At 37.1% G+C, this 23,437-nt stretch carries 18 protein-coding genes; 7 read left to right on the top strand and 11 right to left on the bottom strand.

Annotated elements, in window-relative coordinates; translation table 11 throughout:
• Positions 1-105: 105 nt before the first annotated feature.
• From HNP36_RS06890 to HNP36_RS06860, 7 genes are all read right to left on the bottom strand, one after another.
• Positions 106-837, bottom strand: a complete 732-nt coding sequence (locus HNP36_RS06890; RefSeq protein ID WP_184159092.1) for a LytR/AlgR family response regulator transcription factor — start codon at positions 835-837, stop codon at positions 106-108.
• Positions 806-3,661 carry a histidine kinase gene (locus tag HNP36_RS06885; RefSeq protein WP_184159094.1) on the bottom strand — a complete coding sequence of 952 codons (2,856 nt, stop codon included), beginning with the start codon at positions 3,659-3,661 and terminating at the stop codon, positions 806-808. The genes HNP36_RS06890 and HNP36_RS06885 overlap by 32 nt, the downstream gene beginning before the upstream one ends.
• A gap of 267 nt (positions 3,662-3,928) precedes the next feature.
• Positions 3,929-5,641 carry a hypothetical protein gene (locus tag HNP36_RS06880; protein ID WP_184159096.1) on the bottom strand — a complete coding sequence of 571 codons (1,713 nt, stop codon included), beginning with the start codon at positions 5,639-5,641 and terminating at the stop codon, positions 3,929-3,931.
• A 147-nt stretch (positions 5,642-5,788) separates the two neighbouring features.
• Positions 5,789-7,030, bottom strand: coding sequence for a T9SS type A sorting domain-containing protein (locus tag HNP36_RS06875; RefSeq protein WP_184159098.1), 1,242 nt, complete (start codon positions 7,028-7,030; stop codon positions 5,789-5,791).
• Positions 7,031-7,161: 131 nt separating this feature from the next.
• Positions 7,162-7,941, bottom strand: a complete 780-nt coding sequence (locus HNP36_RS06870; RefSeq protein WP_184159100.1) for a hypothetical protein — start codon at positions 7,939-7,941, stop codon at positions 7,162-7,164.
• 181 nt (positions 7,942-8,122) lie between these two features.
• The gene (locus HNP36_RS06865; RefSeq protein ID WP_184159102.1) at positions 8,123-8,857 is read right to left on the bottom strand and encodes a LytR/AlgR family response regulator transcription factor; all 735 of its coding nucleotides are present in this window, start codon (positions 8,855-8,857) and stop codon (positions 8,123-8,125) included.
• Positions 8,826-11,675 carry a histidine kinase gene (locus HNP36_RS06860; protein WP_184159104.1) on the bottom strand — a complete coding sequence of 950 codons (2,850 nt, stop codon included), beginning with the start codon at positions 11,673-11,675 and terminating at the stop codon, positions 8,826-8,828. The genes HNP36_RS06865 and HNP36_RS06860 overlap by 32 nt, the downstream gene beginning before the upstream one ends.
• 219 nt (positions 11,676-11,894) lie before the next feature.
• Between HNP36_RS06860 and HNP36_RS06855 the strand changes: the two genes are divergently transcribed.
• From HNP36_RS06855 to HNP36_RS06825, 7 genes are all read left to right on the top strand, one after another.
• Positions 11,895-13,778, top strand: coding sequence for a DNA topoisomerase IV subunit B (locus HNP36_RS06855; protein WP_184159107.1), 1,884 nt, complete (start codon positions 11,895-11,897; stop codon positions 13,776-13,778).
• A 91-nt stretch (positions 13,779-13,869) separates the two neighbouring features.
• Positions 13,870-14,286 (top strand): hypothetical protein, encoded by a 417-nt coding sequence (locus HNP36_RS06850; protein ID WP_228456272.1) that lies wholly within the window; start codon positions 13,870-13,872, stop codon positions 14,284-14,286.
• Positions 14,287-14,292: 6 nt separating this feature from the next.
• Positions 14,293-16,881 carry a DNA gyrase/topoisomerase IV subunit A gene (locus HNP36_RS06845; protein ID WP_184159111.1) on the top strand — a complete coding sequence of 863 codons (2,589 nt, stop codon included), beginning with the start codon at positions 14,293-14,295 and terminating at the stop codon, positions 16,879-16,881.
• Between the two features lie 11 nt (positions 16,882-16,892).
• Positions 16,893-17,546, top strand: coding sequence for a rhomboid family intramembrane serine protease (locus HNP36_RS06840; protein ID WP_184159113.1), 654 nt, complete (start codon positions 16,893-16,895; stop codon positions 17,544-17,546).
• A gap of 31 nt (positions 17,547-17,577) precedes the next feature.
• Positions 17,578-18,687 carry a helix-turn-helix domain-containing protein gene (locus HNP36_RS06835; protein ID WP_184159115.1) on the top strand — a complete coding sequence of 370 codons (1,110 nt, stop codon included), beginning with the start codon at positions 17,578-17,580 and terminating at the stop codon, positions 18,685-18,687.
• A 143-nt stretch (positions 18,688-18,830) separates the two neighbouring features.
• Positions 18,831-19,616, top strand: a complete 786-nt coding sequence (locus tag HNP36_RS06830; protein ID WP_184159117.1) for an SDR family NAD(P)-dependent oxidoreductase — start codon at positions 18,831-18,833, stop codon at positions 19,614-19,616.
• Positions 19,613-20,596: an NAD-dependent epimerase/dehydratase family protein gene (locus HNP36_RS06825; RefSeq protein ID WP_184159119.1), complete on the top strand. Its 984-nt coding sequence runs from the start codon at positions 19,613-19,615 to the stop codon at positions 20,594-20,596. The genes HNP36_RS06830 and HNP36_RS06825 overlap by 4 nt, the downstream gene beginning before the upstream one ends.
• A gap of 138 nt (positions 20,597-20,734) precedes the next feature.
• Here HNP36_RS06825 and HNP36_RS06820 read toward each other — a convergent pair whose 3' ends face one another.
• From HNP36_RS06820 to HNP36_RS06805, 4 genes are read right to left on the bottom strand one after another with little or no spacing between them, the layout of a single operon-like run.
• A complete protein-coding gene (locus HNP36_RS06820; protein ID WP_184159121.1) occupies positions 20,735-21,094 on the bottom strand; it encodes a DUF4180 domain-containing protein in 360 nt (119 codons plus the stop codon).
• Between the two features lie 10 nt (positions 21,095-21,104).
• Positions 21,105-21,956, bottom strand: coding sequence for a peptide chain release factor N(5)-glutamine methyltransferase (prmC, locus tag HNP36_RS06815; RefSeq protein WP_184159123.1), 852 nt, complete (start codon positions 21,954-21,956; stop codon positions 21,105-21,107).
• Positions 21,957-22,715 (bottom strand): peroxide stress protein YaaA, encoded by a 759-nt coding sequence (gene yaaA / locus HNP36_RS06810; protein WP_184159125.1) that lies wholly within the window; start codon positions 22,713-22,715, stop codon positions 21,957-21,959.
• Between the two features lie 4 nt (positions 22,716-22,719).
• Positions 22,720-23,424, bottom strand: a complete 705-nt coding sequence (locus tag HNP36_RS06805; RefSeq protein WP_184159127.1) for a CPBP family intramembrane glutamic endopeptidase — start codon at positions 23,422-23,424, stop codon at positions 22,720-22,722.
• Between the last annotated feature and the right edge of the window lie 13 nt (positions 23,425-23,437).

The following is a 23,437-nucleotide window of genomic DNA, read 5'->3' as shown; positions in this document are numbered from 1 at the left end:
TTGATTAACATGACGAAAATAGAAAAGTAAACGCAGAGAAAATATCCCCAACTAATAAGTGCGGTTTTTGAGGTAATAAATGCGATTCTTTTTGCACCAATTGAGCTATTCTATATTTTCAATTTTATGTAAAAAATCATTCTTTTTGCGTACCGAAACATCCAGTACGGAATGGTCTGCCATCACTACCTGCCCGCCTTTCCCTTTGATATATTCTTTAAGATGAAAAAGATTGATCAGATGCTTATGATGAATCCTGAAAAAATTGTATTTCGTAAGCTGTTCTTCAAACTCATGCAGTGTTTTGGAAACAATAACCCTGGTTTTATCCGTAAGATAAAAGGTTGTATAACTGGAATCTGCTTCACAACGGATAATATCGCTGATGTTGGTTAATTTGAATCCCTGAAGGGTAGGAAGGCTGATCTTATTTTCATTGATAGGAATATGGGAAGGGTTTTTACTTTTTTTAATGGTTTCCAGCACTTTATTCACGGCAATGATAAAATCCATTTTCCTGATAGGCTTAAGCAAATAATCTGCTGCACCGTTTTTAATAGCCTGAATCGCAAAATTTTCAAATGCGGTAATGAAAATAATCCGGGAATTGATGTCCCTGAATTCTGAAAGAAGATCAAAGGCAGTACCGTCTTTCAGCTGCACATCCAGAAAAAGTATATCCGGTGTATTCCTAGAAAGATAAATATAGGCTTCCTCCACACCTGATGCCTGAAATGCGGATTCTATTTCCGGAAATTCGTTTTCCAGCAGAAGAGCGATATAATCTCTCCCGTCCTGTTCATCATCAATGATGCATGCTTGTATTTTGGTTTTCATAAGGCTTGATATAAAGTTTGATCTGGGTTCCCGGTCTTTGCTCCTTTTCAGACAAATCACAAATTTCCAGTATGATATGAGTCTCAAAAAGCTGCCTGAATGTTTCAATTCTTTTCTGAGATAATTTTACCCCGAAAGAATCCGGCCTTGTCTGTATTTCACGGCCAATGCCAACACCGTTGTCTTCTATAGTGATAGAAAGGGAGTTTCCGGTATAGTTAAAAGAAATCTGTATATTTCCTTTTCTGTCTTTTAAACCGGCAATTCCATGTTTAATGGCGTTTTCCACAAAAGGCTGTATGAGAAGGGAAGGTATCACCCAGTTTTCATTCACGTTCTCAGATATATCAATTTTATAATCAAAAGCATCTTTTAATCTGAGTTTTTCCATATTCAGGTATAATGAAAGATAATCTGCCTCGTCTTTGATGGACATGAAGGTCTTCTCTGAATAATGAAGGGTTTTTCTGATCATCCGGGCAAATATCTCAAGGTAGTTCTCCGTTTCTTTATAATCCTTTTTATAAAGGAGAAACTGGATAGAGTTAAGGCAATTATAAATGAAATGGGGATTGATCTGTGCTTTTATTGCCTGCAGCTCCAGCTCGGCTATTTTCTTTTCATAATATAAGGTTTCCAGTTTTTTATTTCTTTTTTTCTGGAAATAGAAAGTGATGAAAATAAATAATAAAATGGCTCCAAAAGCGATCATCATCAGTTTAAACCACCAGGTCTGCCAGAATTTGGGGAGAATTTCAAAATTCAGGTCGGTAGAAGTGTAAGACTGTTTTCCGTTATAGCCAATCCCGAAAACTTTAAACGTATATTTTCCCGGTGGAAGGGAAGAGAAAATAATTTTCTGCGAACTGCCTGTCTGCCATCCGCTGCTGAGTCCTTCAATTTTATAACGGTAGCTTATTTCTCCCTGTGAAGTAAAATCCGGGAAGCTTACATTGAATATGATATCATTATCCGGAGTTTGTCCCGTTAACGCCTGCCGGGTATCAAAGACTTCTTTACCTCCGATCATCACAGAGTTAATGATTACTTTTTTGTTGATGAAATTCTTTTGTTCCATCAGGCTTTTAACAGAAAGAATCCCCAGTCCTTTTGATGTTCCCACATAGATTGTATCGCCTGACAAAACGCATCCTGCGACAGTATTCGATGGAAGTCCATCCGCCTGGGTAAAATTATTGATCTTTATAGTATTTTCTTTAAGCTCTATTCTGCTGAGTCCGTAATTGGTGCTTGCCCAGAAAACATTCTTATTTTCTATTTCTATTTTTTTAATCTGACTGGTAACAAGACCTGTGTTTTCTGAAATTTTCCGTAGAATTTTAGAATTATTAAAAAGTATGATCCCTTTAACATTGGTGGCTCCAACATAAAGATTGTCCCCCAGTTTTTTAATATCTGTGAAATAATACCCTTCCAGAAATAGGGTTTTCTTTTTTGTAAGGGTGTTCACTTTATAAAGATCTTTAAAATTGCCGGCAAACAGACTGTCACTGGCATAAGGAAGCGCGGTGTAAATCCTTTCTTTGCTGAGGATGTCGGCATAGCTTTTTGTGTGGTAATTATAGGAAGTAAGTCCTTCCGATGTGCAGAGAAGTAAGGATTCCGCTGTATAGGGTACAATATTTTTCAAAACAAAATCTTTCAGAAAATGTTTTTCCCTAATTGCAGTATTGTATTGAAAAAGCCTTCTTGTAAACCCGAATATTATAGTATTTCCGTCACAGAAAATAGCTTTATTCTCTAATTTGATATTTTTTTCAAAAACAATATCAGTGATCTTACCGTTACGGTAAACACTGCCTTTAGCTTCATTATACCCCAGGTAAATATCGCGGTCATTCTTGGCAATCGCTGTAATATATGATGAATTATTTTTTAAGGTGCGGTGAACATAGTTTTTAAAAAAGAGATCGGTAATAAAGAAAAGCCCGTTATTTCGGGTAGAAAACCAGGTATTATTATCTTTATCCACCAGAATATCGCTGATGATATATTTTTCCATCATCTTAACAGGACTGGAGAGGTCGCCTTTTTCCAGAAGTGAATGCCTGAAGTAAAGGGTTCCGCCTTCCTCCAGGCAGAGCCAAAGTCGGTAATTATTGTCTATGACAATCCTGTCGACCTCTTCCTGGGCTTTGTAACTTTTAATTTTCTTGAAATAGAATTTATTGTAAAGCTGATAAACATCAATATTCTTCTGGTTTCTGAAAACGAAAATATTCCCTTTTCTAAGGATGAATGTCCTTTTATTAACTGAAATATTGCAGGTAGTCCTGTTTTTACTGATGATATCATAGGCCTGAATATTTCCTCCATCATCTTGATTGAACAGGTAAAGGATATGATCGGCACTCAGGCCAAAGGTAGAGTAGGAGTCTCCACGCCTGAACCTGATGGCTACAGGAATTTTTTTAACTTTTCCGTTTCTGTAGATGTAAATATGGTCTGGATTATAAGCGGAATGCAGGTATAGAGAGTTACCGTTAACATAACCATCAGGATTATGGGCAAACTGCATTTTTTTCAGTTCACTGTTTGAATCTGAATTAATAATTCTGCCATTTTTCAGATAAGCAAAATCATTCAAAAAAGGAACTATAAAAATTTCCCCGTTTGCTAAAGGAATGCATGAAAGCGCTTCAATATTTTTCAGGCCTTGCTTATTGTTGAAATGTTTGAATTCTTTACCGTCAAAACGGAATAATCCGTTATCGCTTCCCACCCATAAAAATCCGGACGAATCCTGGGTGATCGAGTAGGTATATGAATTATTCAGGCCATTCTGGTCATTATAATTTACCATTCCGGGAATCTGTGCAAAAAATAATGATGAAAAAGGCAGAATGAAAAGGATTATGAAAAATATAAATATTTTTTTCACTTCGTATTGAATAATAATGTAAATATAGAATTTGATTGATTATAATACAATATATAATGAGAGATATTAATTAATTGAAATGGACTAAAGAAGTAATTTTCAGTTTAGGGTTGGACGGAAGCACAAAAAAGCAGTAGAAAACATAAATTTCTACTGCTTGAGGTCAGGGTTTGTATTGTATATGCTTCGTTAATAAAAGCTTAATAGTAAATCAATCTGCGGGTCGGTTACTCCGGTTGGTTTGTTGGCTTTAAGCTGTGTGCTTAAACTATTTAATCCATAGCAATATTTTAGAAAATTGGTTTCAATAGTTGCTAAAGTATAGCCGGTAACCTGATCATTGATTGTACCTACAGGGGATGAATTGGGAACTAATGATTGTCCAAATTCATTAAAATTATCCACTACATTAATGAATAAACTTGTGTAATCAGAACTTATAGCTGAATTCCAGTTCTGATAGCCAAATTGATTAGGAAATCCTGGAGGGTTTGCCGGATTATAAGTCGGTGTCCCATAGTTTGGAATGCCTCTTTCTCTGTATTCTATCCCTGTTATGAACCATTCCACAGCACAAGGCCAGCTTTCCTGGAACATGGAATTAACCTGAGAATACTGGACTGCCCCGGCATTCATTGTTATAACGTGGGTAGTATGTGCCAGCTCATGTACCGTTGTTGAAAAATACTCATCAGACTGAAATTCTGTACCTGCACTATTTCTGAATCTTGCAATTTTGAGATATGGAAAGACGATATAATTTATACCCTGCCAGTTTTTATCTGTATTTTTGGCCACAATGTGAGAGCGGTTTCCACCAGGTCTGGTAGGTCTTCGTAAACCTCCAATATCCTTGTCAAAATACCTGTAAGCTGCCCTGAACATATGCCCCTGCATATTTTCATAACCCGGCATGATGTCGTGGCTCCAGTGGTTACTCAGTATGTTGTTTTTTACAACTTTCGCTGGTATTAGCCAGTTATCTTTTATCACAAAATGTTTTCTATCCATGTGAAGTTTAAAATCCACTCTTCTATTGTTTTGGAAAGGGGTGCCGCTTAATCCGTACTGGCCATTGGCATTGGTAATGCCTTCTCTTGTTCTCAGGCCTCTTCTGGCAGTAACTTTTGCTCCTTCAAAAGGGATCAGTGTATTTAGACGTGTATCAAAGATACGGATGGCTCCATAAATGGCAGCACCACCGCCGCCGCCACCTGGATTGGGCTCAGGATACCACTGTCCCGGTTCTCCCACGTTATCCCAGGGGTTAAGATCTGCCTCCTCAGGATGAATGACACCGGAAATCAATTCAGCCCTCTGAACAAGGCTATAGACGAATTTATAGTTGGTATTGCTGGCTCCTAAAAGATTAATGTCTTCTTCAGGAATATATACATCTTTCAGCACTTCGTAATCAATTCCTTCAGGTAATTTAATTCCGTTACGCACAGTTGCATATTGTGGTGTAGGCTGGCTGTCGGGCACCTGGGGATCATGGTAATATTTACCTGCTACCAGTATTTCCCTGTCCAATGGTGTATCATAAAGAATAAGATCCGATTGAAGCAATGTTTCCAGCTCTTCTTCGGTAGTGGGATTAAACTTTATATATCTGTGGGTGGTGCGGATATTCACATGGTTTAATGACCTGTTGCCTTCTTTTTTTGGCTCTGCCATTAATGATTCATAGGCTGAAGTCATGTTTTCAATAGTGTAAGGAATAGGAATCTGCCTTCCCAACACAGTAGGTTCTCCTTCTTCCGCATACTGTGTCTCATCATCCAGCTTATTACTCTTTATAACTTGAGAAGTGGAAGCTTCGGCTTCGTATTCTTCTATTGCATTCGAGCAGGATGCAGCAAAAAGAGAAACCACAGCAATATAGATCGTGATTTTTTTCATTTTTTTGATTTTAAGTGTTATACAGAATTTAAACTTTTCATTTTTTGAAGGATAAAAAGCTAAAAATCTAAAGGGTTGTAAATTGAGAAGAGTTCAAGAAGCTCTTCTCAATTTATTGTATGGTATATCTTATGAAGTAAGAATCAGTTATTTTGAGACAATCAGCTTTTGTGAACTGATTTTATCTTTTGATTTCAATTCAACAACATAGGTTCCCTGATTCATTTTTTCTATATTGAGCTTAATGCTTTGTCTTCCGCTGTCAAGGTTTTCTGATTTTTCCAGTACCACTTTTCCGGATACATCTATAAGCCTTACTGATACAACCTCTCTTCCGGCAAGTGTTGTTTGTAGCTCTACATATTCATTTGCAGGATTGGGAACAAGGAAAAAGTCCTTCTGTTCATTATTTCTGATCTCTTCTTTTATAATTGTTTCAATTTCGGACATCGTTGACGGTGTCTTTATAACCGGGCTGCTCTCTTTTGACGGAATAACAGACGGCCTGTAGCAGAAAGTAAAGCATCTCTTGCATTTCGAAGATTTACCCTGGTTCTCGCTTACACAAACGGTGTAGGTTCCAGCTGTAGAATAGGTATGTGGAGTAGTAGGGTAAATAAAATTAGACGAGGAACCATCTCCCCAATCTATTAAATAAGTAGGTCCGGGATTTCCTGGAGTGGAATACAGGATAGGATTGATTATCGTTACATTGGCATTAGCCGTGTTGGTTACTGTACTGAACGAAGTATCAAGTGTAAAATCTGCCGTACAGTCGCTGCATGGTTTTACGCAAATGTTATCAAAATATATAATTTCCTGCTGGGTGCTGGTAATATCAGGAGAAATGGCCAGTGTGGTGGAAGTCATCATCATATTGTCAAAATCTGCAGGGTTGGTAGAAGTGTTCAGTACCCAGCTTCCGTCTGAATTACTTGGGAGTATTCCGCTGCTTGAAAGCTGTATGGGAGCTTTAATACGTACCCATCCGCTTCCGGGTGTGATTGTTACATTGGCCGTAAATGTAGCATTGTGAACCCCATTGGAAATAGTGATGAAAGGGTGGTAAGGCTGTCCGGAATCACTGTCATTTTTCAGATAAACATCAAAAAACAGGCACTGGCCAAGGAATCTTTTTCCAAGATCTCTGTAATCTGTAGAGTTCTGATACCACGAACCCCCGGACTGATCTCCTAAAATAAGATATTGAGATCCGTCTAATGTATTGGCGGAACCGAAGTTTACCGATACATTTCCATTAGGGGCAGGTGAGGGACCCCAGTTGCCTCCTGAATTGGAAGAGGCATTAAAATCTGAGCACGGAGCCTGTGCATTCAAGGCAAGGCATCCCAAAAGCAAATAAATTGCAAGAAAATATATTCTTACCATAATATAGCTTGGTTTTATAAATCAAAAACCAATAAAAACTTTAAGAATTAATATTTTGTGAGGGTAATTTGAAATAAAGAACAAATAAGAAATTCTGGAAAATAAATGATCTTTAAATATTAAGTAATGATTTATTTATAACCTATTCTTTTAGCTTCTTTGGCAGAAGCGGAACTTGCAATTATGCCAGCGAATGGGCCGGCCCATATACTTGCTGTAATTTGAGCATTGAGATCAACACCTGCAATGTGAATTGCCTGTTTAGCTCTAAGAAGATTATCAGTTTTGCCATTAGGGGAAGAAGCGCTCAAAGATATATACACTTCATTCCAATAATTGGAGCTATATTTTGCTACTGATATTACTGGAAGAAGTATCTTCTTATCAGCATCATTGAGGTCTGCTTCAAGCATTTCCTCTTCTATATTTTCTACTTCATTTATAAAATTATTGATATCTCCACTAGCTTCAGCAGCTGATAAAATATCAAATATTTGGTTCAGGTAGTTCTTCGTGACATTAGAAATTACCCCTTGATTATTTAATTTATTTATTGTTTCTGAGACCGTGTTGTTTATAGAATAATTTACGTCTGCAATAATATTAGGGTATTGGATATAATCAAGAGGATTAGTATTATTTTGATCTTTGTAAAATGATACTGCAAGTTCTGCTATATCACTTATTTCATCAGAATTATCGGACTCGAAATAATAATCAAGAAAGCTGTTATGAAATTGTCCGACTGACTCATAAGGATTGCCAATATAGTTATACTGCTTAGTCATTATAGCTGAACTTTCAGTCTTATACAACAAGGATTCCTCTGTTTTTATACTTTCATCATTGTTACAGGAAAATGTAAAGAGAAACATCACACTCAGCGTGAATAATTTTAATTTGTTTTTCATGGTAATTTTTTTAGTTGATTAATACAACGAAAATAAAGAAGAGCATGAACAAAAAATATCCACAACTAGCAAGTGCGACAGCTGAGTAAGTAAGTGCGAAACTGCTTAGCCTTCAGGTATTAATGAAAATACTTGTTCAGGCTAAGACTGTTTCAAATCTGATTTAAGCGGTAGTAGAATTTTAATCGATATTTCCTATTTTGTGAAGAAAATCATTTTTTCTGCGGAAAGATACATCCAGAACAGAGCCGTCACTCATAACAACCTGTCCGCCTCGGCCTTTGATGTATTCCTGAAGATGATCCACATTAATGAGATGCTTATGGTGTATCCTGAAAAAATTGAGTTCAGGAAGTGCCTGTTCAAATTCATGCAGGGTTCGGGAGACCATGATCTTGGTTTTATTGATTAGATAGAAGGTGGTATAACTGGAATCTGCTTCACAGCGGATAATGTCTGCAATGCCTACCACTTTGAATCCCTGCAGGGTAGAAAGAATGATTTTATTATCCTGCAATGGATTATTGTTATGTACAGGCTGCGTTTTTTTTATATTTTCCAGCGCTTTATTGACTGCAATGATAAAATCAATTTTTTTAATCGGTTTTAAAAGGTAATCGGTAGCTCCGTTTTTAATAGCCTGAATCGCAAAGTTTTCAAAAGCTGTAATGAAAATAACCTGGGAAGACAGTTCTTTAAACTTTGACAGTAAATCGAAAGCAGTGCCGTCACTCAGCCGGATGTCCAGGAACAAAATATCCGGCGAGTTCTTGCTCAGGTAAATGTAGGCTTCTTCCACGCTTGATGCTTCGAAACTTATTTCAATTTCGGGAAATTCTTTTTTCAGCAGTAAGGAAATATAATCTCTTCCATGCTTCTCATCATCAATGATGCAAATTTGTGTTTTGGTTCTCATATGGCGTTATATAAAGTTTTATTTGTGTTCCATGTCTTTCGTATTTCTCAGAAAGATTAATGATTTCTAAAATAATATTGGTTTCGAAAAGCTGTTTGAAGGTTTCTATTCTTTTTTGGGACAGTTTTAATCCAAAAGAATTATTCTCAGCAAAAGATTCGTTTTTGGTTTTTATTCCGTCACCATTATCCTCAATCGTAATGCAGAGGGTAGCGTCTGTATGGTCAAAAGATATTTTGATAAAACCTTTTCGGTTCTTTAAGCCGGAAATTCCATGTTTTATGGCGTTTTCTACAAATGGCTGAATTAATAACGAGGGGATTACCCAGCTTTTATTTACTTTTTCAGAAATATGTATTTCATAATCAAACAGTTCATTTTGGCGGAGTTTTTCCATATCCATGTATAAAGAAAGATATTCTGTTTCGTCCCTTATAGGCATGAAAGCCTGTTCCGAATAGTAAAGTGTTTTTCTGATCAGCTGAGAGAATGTATCCAGATAATTTTCAGTTTCCTCATAATCCTCTTTGAACAGCAGATATTTAATAGAATTAAGGCAGTTATAAATAAAATGAGGGTTAATTTGTGCCTTGATGGCTTGAAGTTCCAGTTCCGCAATCTTTTTTTCATGATAGAATTTCTCCATTTTTTTATTGCGTTTTTTCTGCAGATAGGAACTGATTGTAACAGACAGAACCACGGTAATAACTGCTGCCACTAACAGCTTAAACCACCAGGTTTGCCAGAATTTTGGCTGAATTTCAAAAGGCAGATCCGTAGAGGCATAAGACTGCTTCCCGTTATAACCTAAGCCATAAACCCGGAAAACATAATTTCCGGGAGGAATAGAGTTGAATATGATTTTCGGGGAATTACTCACCTGCCACGAATCATTGAGGCCTTCAATCCTGTATTTATAACTTATTTTTCCCTGAGATGCATAATCCAGGAAGCTGAGGTTAAAGGTGATGGAATTATCCGTATAGCCCGTTAGTTTTTCATTTAGGTTATAATATTCATGGTTTTTAATGGTTACACAATTGATGATCACCTTTTTACGGATCGATTTTTCCTGGGCCATCAGCTTTTTTATGGGAAATATTCCCAGTCCCTTGGAAGTTCCGATGAAAATAGTGTCATTTCTTGTTACACAGTCCGCAACAGCATTGGACGGTAGCCCGTCCGTCTGGGTAAAATTGTTGATCCGTATATTGTTTTTCATTAATTCAATTCTGGAAATTCCGGAATTGGTGCTTGCCCAAAAGGTATTTGTATTTTCTACCGTTATTTTTTTTATCTGCTCGTTGGTTAAGCCATCTTTTTTTTCAATTTTTTTTAAAACACCCTTATCGTTGAAAATAATGATTCCGTTGAGGTTTGTTGCCCCCAGATAAATATGATCTCTTAACTTTTTAATATCAGTGAAATAATATCCCTTTAAAAATAAAGTTCTCTTTTTCGTTTTGATATTGAATTTATACAGATCACTGAAATTGCCGATAAGTAAATCCTCTTTAGTACAGGGAAATACCGTATATATCCGCTCATCGAGAATGCTGGTAAGGTTCCTGTTTTTTAAACCGTATAGCAGCAGATTGCCGGATGTACAGAAAAAAACAGAATCCCGGGTGTAAGGAACAATATTTTTTAATGCACAATCCAGCTTTGTGTTTTTATTTTTAGCAATGTCATGAATGACAATTTTAGTGGAAAGCCCGAAAATAGCAGTGTTATTATTGATATAGATCGACTTGTTTTCGTCCTTATTATCCTTGTCAAGCGTAATATCCTGTATTTTACCATTCTTATAAATAATGGCCCCATATGAATTGTTATAGCCTAAAATAATAGTCTTGTCATCTTTTGCGATAGCTTTGATAAATTCAGAATTGTTTTTTACCGATAAATTGATATGATTCGTAAAAAGCGCTTTGGTGATGAAAAAAACACCGCTGTTCCTGGAATTAAACCATACATTATCATCTCTGTCTACCAGGACATTGTTAATAACATGGCTGCTTAGAATCCTTACAGGCGGAGCAAGAAATTTTTTGTTTTCAGACAGTGACTGGTTAAAATATAAAACACCGCCATTCCAGAGATTAAGCCACAGTTTATTGTTCTTATCAATGTTTCCATAAAAAATCTTATCTTCCGTATGGTAGGAAAATATTTTTTTTATCTGTAAAGGATCAACAAGTTTATATACATCAATTTGCCCTTTTTTCTCCAATACAAAGAAATTATCTTTTTCGCAGATAATATTTCCCCGGTCTGCTTTTATTTCTTTTTCTTTATGGCTGGCAAGGTTGTAAGCTAAAATTTCATTTTTTTCAGGATGTTTCAGATACAGGTTCTGCGTACGGGAATCATATTTTATTGTTAAAAACTCTCTTTTCCTATAATCCAGACGGATTGGAATTTTTTTTACTTTGCCGTTTTCATAAGTGAAAATATTCTTCGGATTACCGTTACCGTATAAATAAAGTCTGTTTCCATCGCGTGTGATTTTTGGAATCGAGCTTGAAAACTGATTTTTCAGATAATCATTGATATTTAAATTGATAACCCGCCCGTTTTTCAGGTAAGCAAAATCATTCAGAAAGGGGAGGATGAAAACATCACCGTTGGGTAGGGGCTCACAGGAAATAATATCAATGTTTTTTAATCCTTCCTCCTTTCCATACCGTTTAAATTCCTTTCCGTCAAACCTGAATAATCCATTGTCGCTGCCTATCCAGATAAAACCGTTTTTATCCTGTCTTAAATGATAAGTATAGGAACTGTTCAGCCCATCTTCCTCATTATAATTAACCATTCCGGGGATCTGGGCAGGGAATAATGGGGAAAATAGTAAAATTAAATAAAATAAGAATAGAGTAAATTTTTTTTTCACATGGTATTGAATAATATTGTAAATATATAATTTGATTAATAATAATACAATATTTCAGATGAGTTATTGAAAAAAACGGATCGAAAAAATTCGGATAATTTTGTACAATTTCGTACTTTTGTATGTTTGCTGAAATTATATATGTCACAAGAAATAAATCCAATCTACTCTGAAGATAATATCAGAACCCTCGATTGGCAGGAACACATCCGTTTGCGCCCCGGAATGTATATCGGGAAGCTGGGAGACGGCTCTTCTGCGGACGACGGTATTTACATTCTGCTGAAAGAAATTCTGGACAACTCCATCGATGAGTTCAGAATGAAAGCAGGAAAAAGAATTGAAATAAAACTGGACGACGGTAAAGTTACCATTCGTGATTTTGGCCGTGGAATTCCGCTGGGAAAAGTTGTAGATGCTGTTTCCAAAATGAATACAGGAGGTAAATACGACAGTAAAGCCTTCAAAAAATCTGTCGGATTAAACGGGGTAGGTACAAAAGCCGTTAATGCGCTTTCAGAATTCTTCCGTGTAAGATCCTTCCGTGAAGGAAAACTGAAGATGGCAGAATTTTCCAGAGGACTCATCACAGAAAATTATGACGAAAAAGATACTTCAGACCGCAACGGTACTGAAATTTCCTTCATTCCTGATGGTGAGATTTTCCTTCATTTCAAATACAGGAAAGAATACATAGAAAAAATGCTGCGCAACTATGCGTACCTTAACCCGGGACTGAAAATTCTTTTCAATGGCGAAACCTATTATTCTGAAAACGGCCTTAAAGACCTTTTGGAAGAAGAAATGGAAAACGAAATCCTATATTCCATCGTTCACCTGAAAGATACGGATATAGAACTGGCAATCACCCATTCAGACAAGTCGCAGACTGAAACTTATTTTTCCTTCGTAAACGGACAGAATACCACACAGGGTGGAACACACCTTAACGCTTTCCGCGAAGCCTATGTAAAAACGATCCGGGAATTTTTCAATAAAAATTTTGATGCTTCAGACATCAGAAAATCAATTATTGCAGCCATTTCCATCAACGTTGAGGAACCTGTATTCGAATCCCAGACCAAAACAAAACTGGGATCCAACGATATGGGACCAAACGGGCCAACAGTAAGGACTTTTATAATTGATTTCCTAAAAAGCAAACTCGATAATTTCCTTCATAAAAACCCTGAAATTGCCGAAGCAATCCAGAGAAAGATTCTCATCTCCGAAAGAGAAAGAAAAGAACTCTCCGGAATCCAGAAGCTGGCAAGAGAAAGAGCAAAAAAAGTATCTCTTCACAATAAAAAACTTCGTGACTGCAGGCAGCATTACAACGACCAGAAAAATGAAAGAAAAGGGGAGACCCAGATCTTCATTACCGAGGGAGATTCCGCATCCGGGTCTATTACCAAATCAAGAGACGTGGAAACCCAGGCCGTATTCTCATTAAAAGGAAAACCTTTAAACTGCTACGGGCTTACCAAAAAAGTAGTATACGAAAATGAAGAATTCAACCTTCTTCAGGCTGCACTGAATATTGAAGAAAGCCTGGAAGATTTACGATACAACCAGGTGATTATTTCTACCGATGCCGATGTGGATGGTATGCACATCCGTCTGCTGATGATTACATTCTTCCTTCAGTTTTTCCCTGACCTGATTAAGAATGGGCATCTTTATATTCTTCAGACCCCATTATTCAGAGTAAGAAATAAAAAAGAAACCAGGTACTGCTATACCGAAGCAGAGAGGATAAAAGCGCTGAATGAACTTGGTAAAAATCCGGAAATTACCCGATTCAAAGGACTTGGAGAGATTTCCCCGGATGAATTCAAGCATTTCATCGGAAAAGACATCCGTCTCGAACCCGTAGTGGTAGGAAAAGACCAGACCATAGACCAGCTGCTGGAATTCTATATGGGTAAAAATACACCGGACAGGCAGGTGTTTATCCTTGAGAACCTTGTAGTGGAAGATCCCGATATTGATAAAAAAGAAATTTTGGATGAAGTAGCAGACTAATACAGACATTAATTAAAAACACATATCACAAATGAGACTTAGCAACCGCAACAGAGCCTCAATTTACAATTTTGCACATACATTACTCATAATGATGGCCATATTTGGAATTGCAGCATTTTTGTTGAACGAATACAGATTTCACGCTGTAGGAAAAGAAAGTTATGCCCTTTTAATTGTTCCCATTATACTGCTGGTGATTTTTCACCTTAACGGCAGGCAAATATTTGAATATGACAGTGATGGAGAAGCACTGAACTTTAAGAACAGGAATATCATCCCTTTTTTGGACAGACCTCTGCATGATGAATTTCCAAAATATAAACTGATAAAGTATGAGATTGTTCGTATTTTATTCATTAAAAGATTATATGTTACTATCTCCAGCAAAAACAGTGGGTCTACCATACTCAAATATGAAATATCTTATTTGAGCCAAAAAGAAGTAAACGATTTAAAACTCTCTCTGAATAAAGTAGTAAAAACTAATAAAGAGAAAAACGATTAAAAATAGATGACGACAGAAGAAAACTCGCACGAAGGTGAGAGCTTGAAAAAAGTCTCCGGACTTTATAAAGACTGGTTTCTGGATTATGCTTCCTACGTAATTCTGGATAGGGCGATCCCCTCCGTTTATGATGGGCTTAAGCCCGTTCAGAGAAGGATCATGCACTCTATGCGGGAGCTGGAAGACGGCCGTTACAATAAAGTAGCCAATATCGTAGGAAATACCATGAAGTATCATCCCCACGGAGATGCTTCCATTACAGATGCTATGGTACAGATTGGCCAGAAAGAACTCCTGATAGATACCCAGGGAAACTGGGGGAATATCTACACCGGGGATTCTGCTGCCGCGGCAAGATATATTGAAGCCAGGCTGACACCTTTTGCACTGGAAGTAGTCTTTAATCCCAAAACAACCGAATGGGCCAAATCCTATGACGGAAGAAACAATGAACCTATTGACCTTCCGGTAAAATTCCCGCTGCTGCTTGCACAGGGAGTAGAAGGAATCGGGGTTGGACTTTCTACGAAAATTCTTCCCCATAATTTCAATGAGCTCATCAACGCTTCTGTTGCCTATCTTAAAGGAAAGAAATTCGAACTGTTTCCGGATTTTCTGACAGCCGGTTACCTTGATGTTTCCGAATACAATGACGGTCACAGAGGAGGAAAAGTACGTGCCCGGGCTAAAATTACCCAAACCGACAAACATACATTGGTAATCTCCGAGCTTCCTTTCTCAAAAACCACAAGCGACCTGATTGACTCAGTCCTGAAGGCGAACGAAAAAGGAAAAATCAAGATCAAAAAGATTGAAGATAATACATCGGATACCGTAGAGATCCTTATTCATCTCCATAATGACGTATCGCCGGACAAAACCATTGATGCACTCTATGCGTTTACAGACTGCCAGGTAACCATTTCTCCGAATGCATGTGTTATTGTTGGTGATAAACCCATGTTCATGAATGTTTCCGATATTCTGAAAATGAATACGGACCATACCGTTTCACTGCTTAAAAAAGAGCTGGAAATTGAGCTTCATGAACTTCAGGAAAGCTGGCATTTCTCCTCACTGGAAAGAATCTTTATAGAAAACAGGATCTATCATGATATTGAAGAAGTAAAAACCTGGGAAGATGTTATTAAAACCATTGATGCAGGATTAAAGCCCCATACCAAACATCTTTTAAGAGCGGTAACGGAGGAAGATATCTTAAAACTTACCGAAATCAGGATCAAGAGAATTTCAAGATTCGATTTAGATAAATTCAAAGAAAATATTGCTTCCCTTGAAGGTAAAATAGAGCAGGTAAAACACAATCTTGCCAATCTGGTAGCCTATGCCATTGAGTATTATTTAAATATTCAGAAGAAATACGGAAAAGACAGACAGAGAAAAACAGAACTGAGAATCTTTGATACCATTGATGCTACAAAAGTGGCTGTAGCCAACGAAAAATTCTATGCCAATTTCGAGGAAGGATTTATCGGAACATCACTGAAAAAAGATCAGTACCTGTTCGACTGTTCGGATATAGATGATATCATCATCTTCAGAAAAGACGGAACGATGAAGGTGGTTAAGGTAGATGCCAAAACATTTGTAGGAAAAGACATTCTGCACGTTGCCATCTGGAAGAAGAATGATAAAAGAACCGTCTACAACATGATCTACCGGGAAGGAAGAGACGGGCCTTATTACATGAAACGTTTTTCCGTAACTGCCGTAACAAGAAATACAGACTATCCGTTAGCTTCCGATAAAAAAGGTTCGGAAACATTATATTTCTCCGCCAATCCTAATGGAGAAGCAGAAACGGTAACTGTACTTTTAAAACCAAACCCGAGGATCAGGAAAAATAAAATGGAAATAGATTTCTCCGATCTGGCTATCAAAGGAAGAGATTCCAAAGGAAATCTGGTGACCAAATATTCCGTGAAAAAGGTAGACATGAAAGAAGAAGGAGTTTCCACTTTGGCCCCAAGAAAAATATGGTTTGATGATACGGTAAGAAGACTGAATGCAGATGCCAGAGGAACCCTTTTGGGAAGTTTTAAAGGAGATGACAGAATTCTGACCATCAATACAAACGGTGAAGTGAAGCTTGTTTCTTTTGATCTGGGGAACCGTTTCGATGATGAATACCTGATTCTGGAAAAATGGAAACCACAGCAGCCGGTAACCTGCATTTACTACGACGGAGAAAAAGATATGTATTTTATTAAGAGATTCCTGCTGGAAAATACAGCAAATGTGCAGACATTCATGCCTTCGGAACACTCCAAATCATTTATCGAAAACATCATTGTATCAGATGGTGCTTCTGCGGAGATCATCTTCGCTAAAGACAAAGGAAAAGAACGCGATCCTGAAACCATTCAGATAGACGAATTCATTACCGTGAAAGGAATAAAAGCAATTGGAAACCAGTTTACGAAATTTAAAGTAAAAACAATCAATATTACCATCCCTGAACCTGTGGAAGAAGAACCGGAAGTATATGAAGAGCCGGAAACAGGTGACGGTATTGTGGATGACGACAGAACCGTAATAGGAGATTTATTTGAAACAGGAGAACCTGAAAACTAAGAATTAAACTTATGAATATTCTCATCTTATTTATTATCATCACAGCAATTATCAGTTTTGTTGCATTTAACAATCCTGGTATTACTGAAAAGTATAAATTCAGTGTAGGGCCTATCCTGCACAGAAAAGAATATATCCGTCTGCTTTCATCAGGGTTTCTGCATGCCGACATCATGCACCTTGTGTTTAATATGCTGACGTTGTATTTCTTTGGGCCTATTGTTATTCAGGCTTTTGGGAACATAGGTTTTGCAATTGTATATCTGGGCTCCATATTGCTTGGGAATTTTCTCTCGCTTTATATTTACCAGAAACAGCCCTGGTATTCTGCAGTAGGAGCGAGTGGAGGTGTTTCAGGGGTATTATTTGCGTCCATAGCAATGATTCCCGATATTGGAATTTACATTTTCTTTATTCCCATTCCGGTTCCGGGATATCTTTTCGGGCTGCTGTACTTTGGATATTCAGTTTATATGATGCTGAATCCGAGACAGCACGATAATATCGGGCACGCTGCCCATCTTGGAGGCGCTTTTTTCGGATTGGTTTATGCGGTGGCTGTAGCTCCGGATACTGCAATGCATAACGCTCTGTATCTGGGAATCATGTCACTTCCCCTGATCTATCTGGGCTACGAAATTTTCGTCAGGAAGAGAATAGGATAAAAGATTATCTTTAATCAAAATATCAGAACCAATGAACACATCAGAATTAAACCGTTTCATCGTTGTATTAATCTATGGTTCATTGGTTTTGCTTTCTGTACTGAAACTTTCCAATCCGTTACGGGTGAACAGGAAAGCCAACTTCTGGTTCGGAATGTTTCTTTTTTTATGGTCGAGCTTCTGGCTGGATGAAATTCTTACGCTGGTAAACGATACGCCGATAGAGATTCATTCCATCATTTCAGTTCAGATGATACAGTTTCTGACTCCGGTTATGTTCTATTTCAGTGTATTATTTTACACCAATCCTTCATTTAAATTTAAAATTTCAGACCTGAAATACCTGATCCTTCCCGTTATCTTCTGGATCAATATTTTACTACAGCGTTTTGGAGGGTTTGAGGATAACAGTATTTTTAATTATATTTTTATTGGATTAATTCTTTTTCAGGCTTTATTCTACACCGGACTTTCATATTTCACCATTCGAAAACATAAAAAAAGGATTCAGCAGTTTTCTGCCAATACGGAAGGGATCAATCTCAACTGGCTGGAATATATCACGGTTATCATCTTTATTATAAATATCATCTATGTAGTTTATAATTTATCCTATGATTCCAAAGCATTGAATTTTTTCATCAACGGAGTTTTCTTACTGGTTATTTATTTTGTTGGATATTATTCCTTAAAGCAGAAAGAAATTTATCCGTTGGAAGAAAAGCAGCGTGAAGAACTGATTGCTATTGATGAAGAACCGGAAATGGAAGAAGTGAAGAAAAAACTGATCTCCGATGAAGAATTAGCCAGGATTAAAAATCAGCTGGAAGAAGTTATGTACAAACAGAAGCCCTATCTCGACAGTGAGCTTAACCTGATCCGTCTTTCCGAGCTTTTGTCGGTTTCCACCCATCATTTGTCTTATGTCATTAATACCGGCTTTAAAAAGAACTTTTTCCAGTATGTGAATGAATACAGGGTTGAGTATGCTAAAAGACTTCTCAAAGATTCTCAGAGCAAACTGTCAATTTTGGGAATTGCTTATGAATCAGGATTCAATTCCAAGACTTCCTTCAATACTACCTTTAAAAAATTTACCGGGCAGACTCCTTCTGAGTATAAAAACAGTTCGGGTTTATAAATTTAAACGTTCTGTTTTATTTAATCAATTGATTTTTAATTATTTGTAACGTTTGTTTTCAAAGCTTTAAAATGGGTTCAACCGGATAATTCTGAACATTCCGGGAGCATTTTCAGGATAGCTTTGTACCATAAAATCGTTTTATGAAGACCAAAGAATCATATGCTGTGGTAACAGGGGCAAGTCAGGGACTGGGAAAAGCATTTGCCGAAAACCTTGCGCGGAAAAAGATCAATGTTATTTTAATAAGTCTTCCACGCCAGCAGTTAAAAGAACTTTCCCGGCAGCTTGAAGAGACTTACCAGATCAAAGCACCTTATTATGAGGTAGATCTTTCTGTGAATGAAAATGTAATGAAGCTTACAGAATGGCTTAATGATTCCTTTGAAATTCATATCCTGATTAATAATGCCGGACTTGGAGGAACCAAAAAATTTGTAGATGCCTCACCATCTTATATCAACACAATTCTGCAGGTTAATGTAGCTGCAACTTCATTAATTACCCATCAGCTGCTGCCAAACCTGTTAAGACAGCCGGAAGCCTACATCCTGAATGTATCAAGTATGGCGGCTTTTTCACCAATCGGTTTTAAAACAGTTTATCCTGCCTCCAAAACTTTTATCCACTCATTTTCGAGAGGACTTCATGAAGAGCTGAAGGATACAAACGTTTTTGTAAGCGTTGTTAATCCCGGCGCAATGAAAACCAATATAGACGTTTGCAAAAGAATTGAAAAACAGGGCTTCCTGGGTAAACTTACTCTTCTGGACCCGAATAAAGTAGCTGCCTACTGTATCAGGCAGCTTTTCAAAAAAGATTCCGTTATTATGGTGAATCCTATCAGCTGGCTGGTCATGAAGGTTCTGCCGATATGGATCAAACTTCCTCTGATGACCAGTGCCATAAAAAAAGAAATAGAAGCATGAAAAAAGTTTTCGTAACCGGAGCCACAGGGCTTCTGGGTACCAATACCATCATTAAATTATTACCATATGATTATTCTGTTATTGCTCTGGTGCGTAAGAAAAGTAGCTGGGTGGGTGAAGAAAGCGAAAATCTCAGACTTATAGAAGGTGATTTGTTCTCAGATATCTCAGAACATTTGCAGGATGTGGCTGCTGTTATTCATATTGCTGCGGAAACCGGGCAGAATCTGCTGAATTATAAATATTATAAAAAAACGAATTATGATGCTGCAGTTCATCTCTTTTCGCAAGCGGCTACCGCTGGGGTTAAGAAATTCCTGTTTGTGAGTACAGCCAATACTTTAGGATACGGAAACTCTTACGGTCTGGGAAACGAGCTGACTCCACAGCTTTATCCTTTTACTCATTCCTATTACGCACAGAGCAAACTGGAAGCGGAGAATTACCTTCTTCAGCAAAGCGGGGAGACAAAGGTGGTTATTGTGAATCCCACCTTTATGATCGGAGCGTACGATCGCAAGCCGGATTCAGGAAAAATTATCTTCTGGGCCTGGAAAAAGAAAATTGTATTCTATCCGGAAGGTGGGAAAAATTTCGTTCATGCAGAAGATGTAGCTGAAGGAATTATAAAGGCTGTTGAGCACGGGAGAAGCGGGGAAAAATATCTTTTGGCCAATGAAAATCTTACTTATAAAGAGTTTTTCAGGAAAGTAAATACCATAACAGGACAGAATCCTGTAATGATCCCCATTCCAAAGCCAGGCTTGATTATATTGGGATTAATTGGAGATGGCTTGAGAAAACTTAAAATAAAGACCAATCTCAGCTCTGTTAATATGAAAGCGTTGAGAATCAACAATTTTTATTCAAACCGGAAATCTGTAGATGAATTGGGGATTGAATATCAGCCCATTGATAAAGCAGTTGAAGATGCAGTCCGTTTTTTTGAAAACAAGAATAAAAATAACAGGTTGAAATAGTGCTTCTTAATTCTGATATTTTGTAGTTTTCTCTCACAGATTTAGTGATTATGCAAATTTTATTTGTAGAAATATTTGTGTGAAAATCTGTGTAATTTGTGGTTTATAAAAGCAGATGTATCTTTTTAAAATAATTTATCACTTTCCAAGCCTGCCTAAAGCATCTTCCAAAGTTTCAGCAAAGTTGATATGTTTCGTTTTATTACTTTCAAAAATAAAATCCCTGATACTTTTACTTTCATATTTTTCAAATTCTCCCACAATGGCGAGACTGACACGGTAATTGGAGAATTTCTGCAGGATATCTCCCGCTATTTTTGTTTTCAGATCAAAGAATTCAGGGGTAATATTTTTTTCATAAATAATCATCTTGTCAAAGCCTTGATAGTATGCATTTCCAAGAAGATCCAGTCCGTCCTGAGCAGATTGGATAATGATTTCATCAGAAATAATTTCAGCTATTTTTATATCGTTAACAGAATGTGTAATGATCTCCATTATTCAATTTTTATTTCTTTCCAAAAATAAATCGGTTATTTTCCGATAAATCTTTGATAAGATGAGCTTCGGAAAAATGTTGCGTGTATAATTCAAGCGTTTCAGGCCCCAGTTTTTGATTGATTTCCAGAAACAGAAGCCCGTTATTTTTCAAATATTGCTTTGAATCCTCTGCAATTTTACGGTAGAAGATCAGGGCATCCTGAACAGGGGAGAAGAGCGCCATTTTAGGCTCAAACTCCTTTACAGAATCTGCAATGTCGGATTCCTCTTCAATTCCTATATATGGAGGATTGGAAATGATGATATCATAATTTTCCGATAATTCAAAGTTCAGGTAATCTGCATGAATAAAATTAATTTCCAGCTGATGGTGTTCAGCATTTCTTTTTGCTGTTTCCAAAGCTTTTTCAGAAAAATCAACAGAGGAAACTTCTGCATGTGGAAAGTATTTTTTCAGTACCAGGGGAATCACTCCGCTACCGGTTCCTATATCCAGAATCTTTAAGTTTTGAGCATTAAGTTTTGAGCCCCGGATTTCACGGATTGCCATTTCGAGAAGCTCTTCTGTTTCAGGACGCGGGATAAGTACGTTTTCATCCACAAAGAACAGCATGCCGTAAAACTCAGTTTCTCCGAGGATCTGTTGATAAGGCCTGCCGGTTTTTAAACCCGAAACAGCTTCCATAAGTTGCTTTTCATCGGCAATAAGAAGTTCCTGATGAGATAATCTTCTCTGATGAAATGAGTCGAAGCCTACCATTTTCTGTATAAAAACAGAGCATAAAAAAGTGCTTTCCGAATCATTATAAAGCCCGGAAATCTCTGTTTTAAAATATTTTTTAAATTCTGATATTGTCATTTACCTTGTGAAAACCAGTTTTGTGTCTGTAGATTTTTCCTCATCAATAAGGTAGCCTTCATAGTTGAATGCTTTTACATCATTCAGGGTTTTGGCGTTGGTTTCCGCACAGAATCTTACCATAAGACCTCTTGCATGCTTGGTATAAACTACGATGGTTTTCAGTTTTCCGTCTTTAAGTTCATAGAAATCAAAATCAATGACCTTATGATTTAATTTTTTTCTGTCGATTACCTTTCCGTATTCGGTGCTGGCCAGGTGGAGAAGAATTTCACCTTTTTTCATCTCGGAATTTAGTTGTTCCGTAATTTTCTCCCTCCAGAATTCATATAAATTTTTATACTGATCGAATTCAAAATGACGTCCCATTTCCAGCCTGTAAAGCATTACCTTGTCAGATGGTTTCAGCAGACCGTACAGCCCGGAAAGCATCCTGTAGTTTTTCTGTAAATAATCGACAGCATTTTTATCAAGAGTTTTGGCATCCAATCCTCTGTAAACCTCTCCTGTAAAAGCAAACATAGCAGGTGCAGATTCTTTTGCCGTTGGTTTGGCTTTCCATTTCTGGTTTCTTTCCCAGTTCTCATCAGCCAGTTTCGGGGAGATTTCCATTAATTCGGAAAGATATTTTGGTGATTTATGTTTTAAATAAGATTGTATAAATGCAGCTTCTTCGATGAATTTCGGGGTTGTTGATCGTAACAAGCCGGTTGAATTTTCAACGTTCATCAATTTTGCGGGAGAAGTTATAATTTTCATAATGTTAGAATGCAGATAAATGTTTAATGTCTATAAAATTCATAATCATCATAGACACAAAGTCGTACATAAAGTGGCAGATGATCAGGATTTTAATGTTTGAATATTTTTTATAAAATACAGCAAAAACGGTTCCGATAAAGAAAGGTACAAGAACCTGTCCAAGTGTTCCGTAAGTACTGTGCAAAATTCCGAATAATACGGCAGAAATAAAAATGCCAGGGTATGGGTTATTGTATATTTTTTCAATTCTTGGCTGAATATATCCCCGCATGAGAAGTTCTTCCACAATTCCTGCAGTAAGGCAGATAGAGACAATCAGGAAATAATTGTTTTTTAAAAGTGATGCGATCCGGACGAGTTTCCTGCTTACATTTTCATGAGTGAAAACCTGGATGATAAAATTTAAGAAAGAACCGCCAAAAGCACAAATCAGATATAAAATAATGACAGCTTTAAGATAGAACATTACAGAATACTGCTTTTCCTTCCATAACAGAAAGGAATTCTTTTCTATAAATAGATTGTAAAGAAAGACCAAAGCAAGAACCACCCAAAGAATAATCCTGGAGTAAAATAAATAAGCTGAAGTAAGCCCTTTTATTCCTGTAATACAATAAATAAGCGGAAAGGAATAAAGCATTACCGCAGCAAGAAGTACAAAAGAAAAAAGAATTCCCATTGCATATTTACCGTACAAACTCATCATCTCAAAGATCAGG

Origin of the sequence: Chryseobacterium shigense, from assembly GCF_014207845.1 — a bacterium.
Classification (GTDB): domain Bacteria; phylum Bacteroidota; class Bacteroidia; order Flavobacteriales; family Weeksellaceae; genus Chryseobacterium; species Chryseobacterium shigense_A.
Note: the sequence above shows the minus strand (reverse complement) of the source record. Positions and strands in the feature narration are given on the sequence as shown.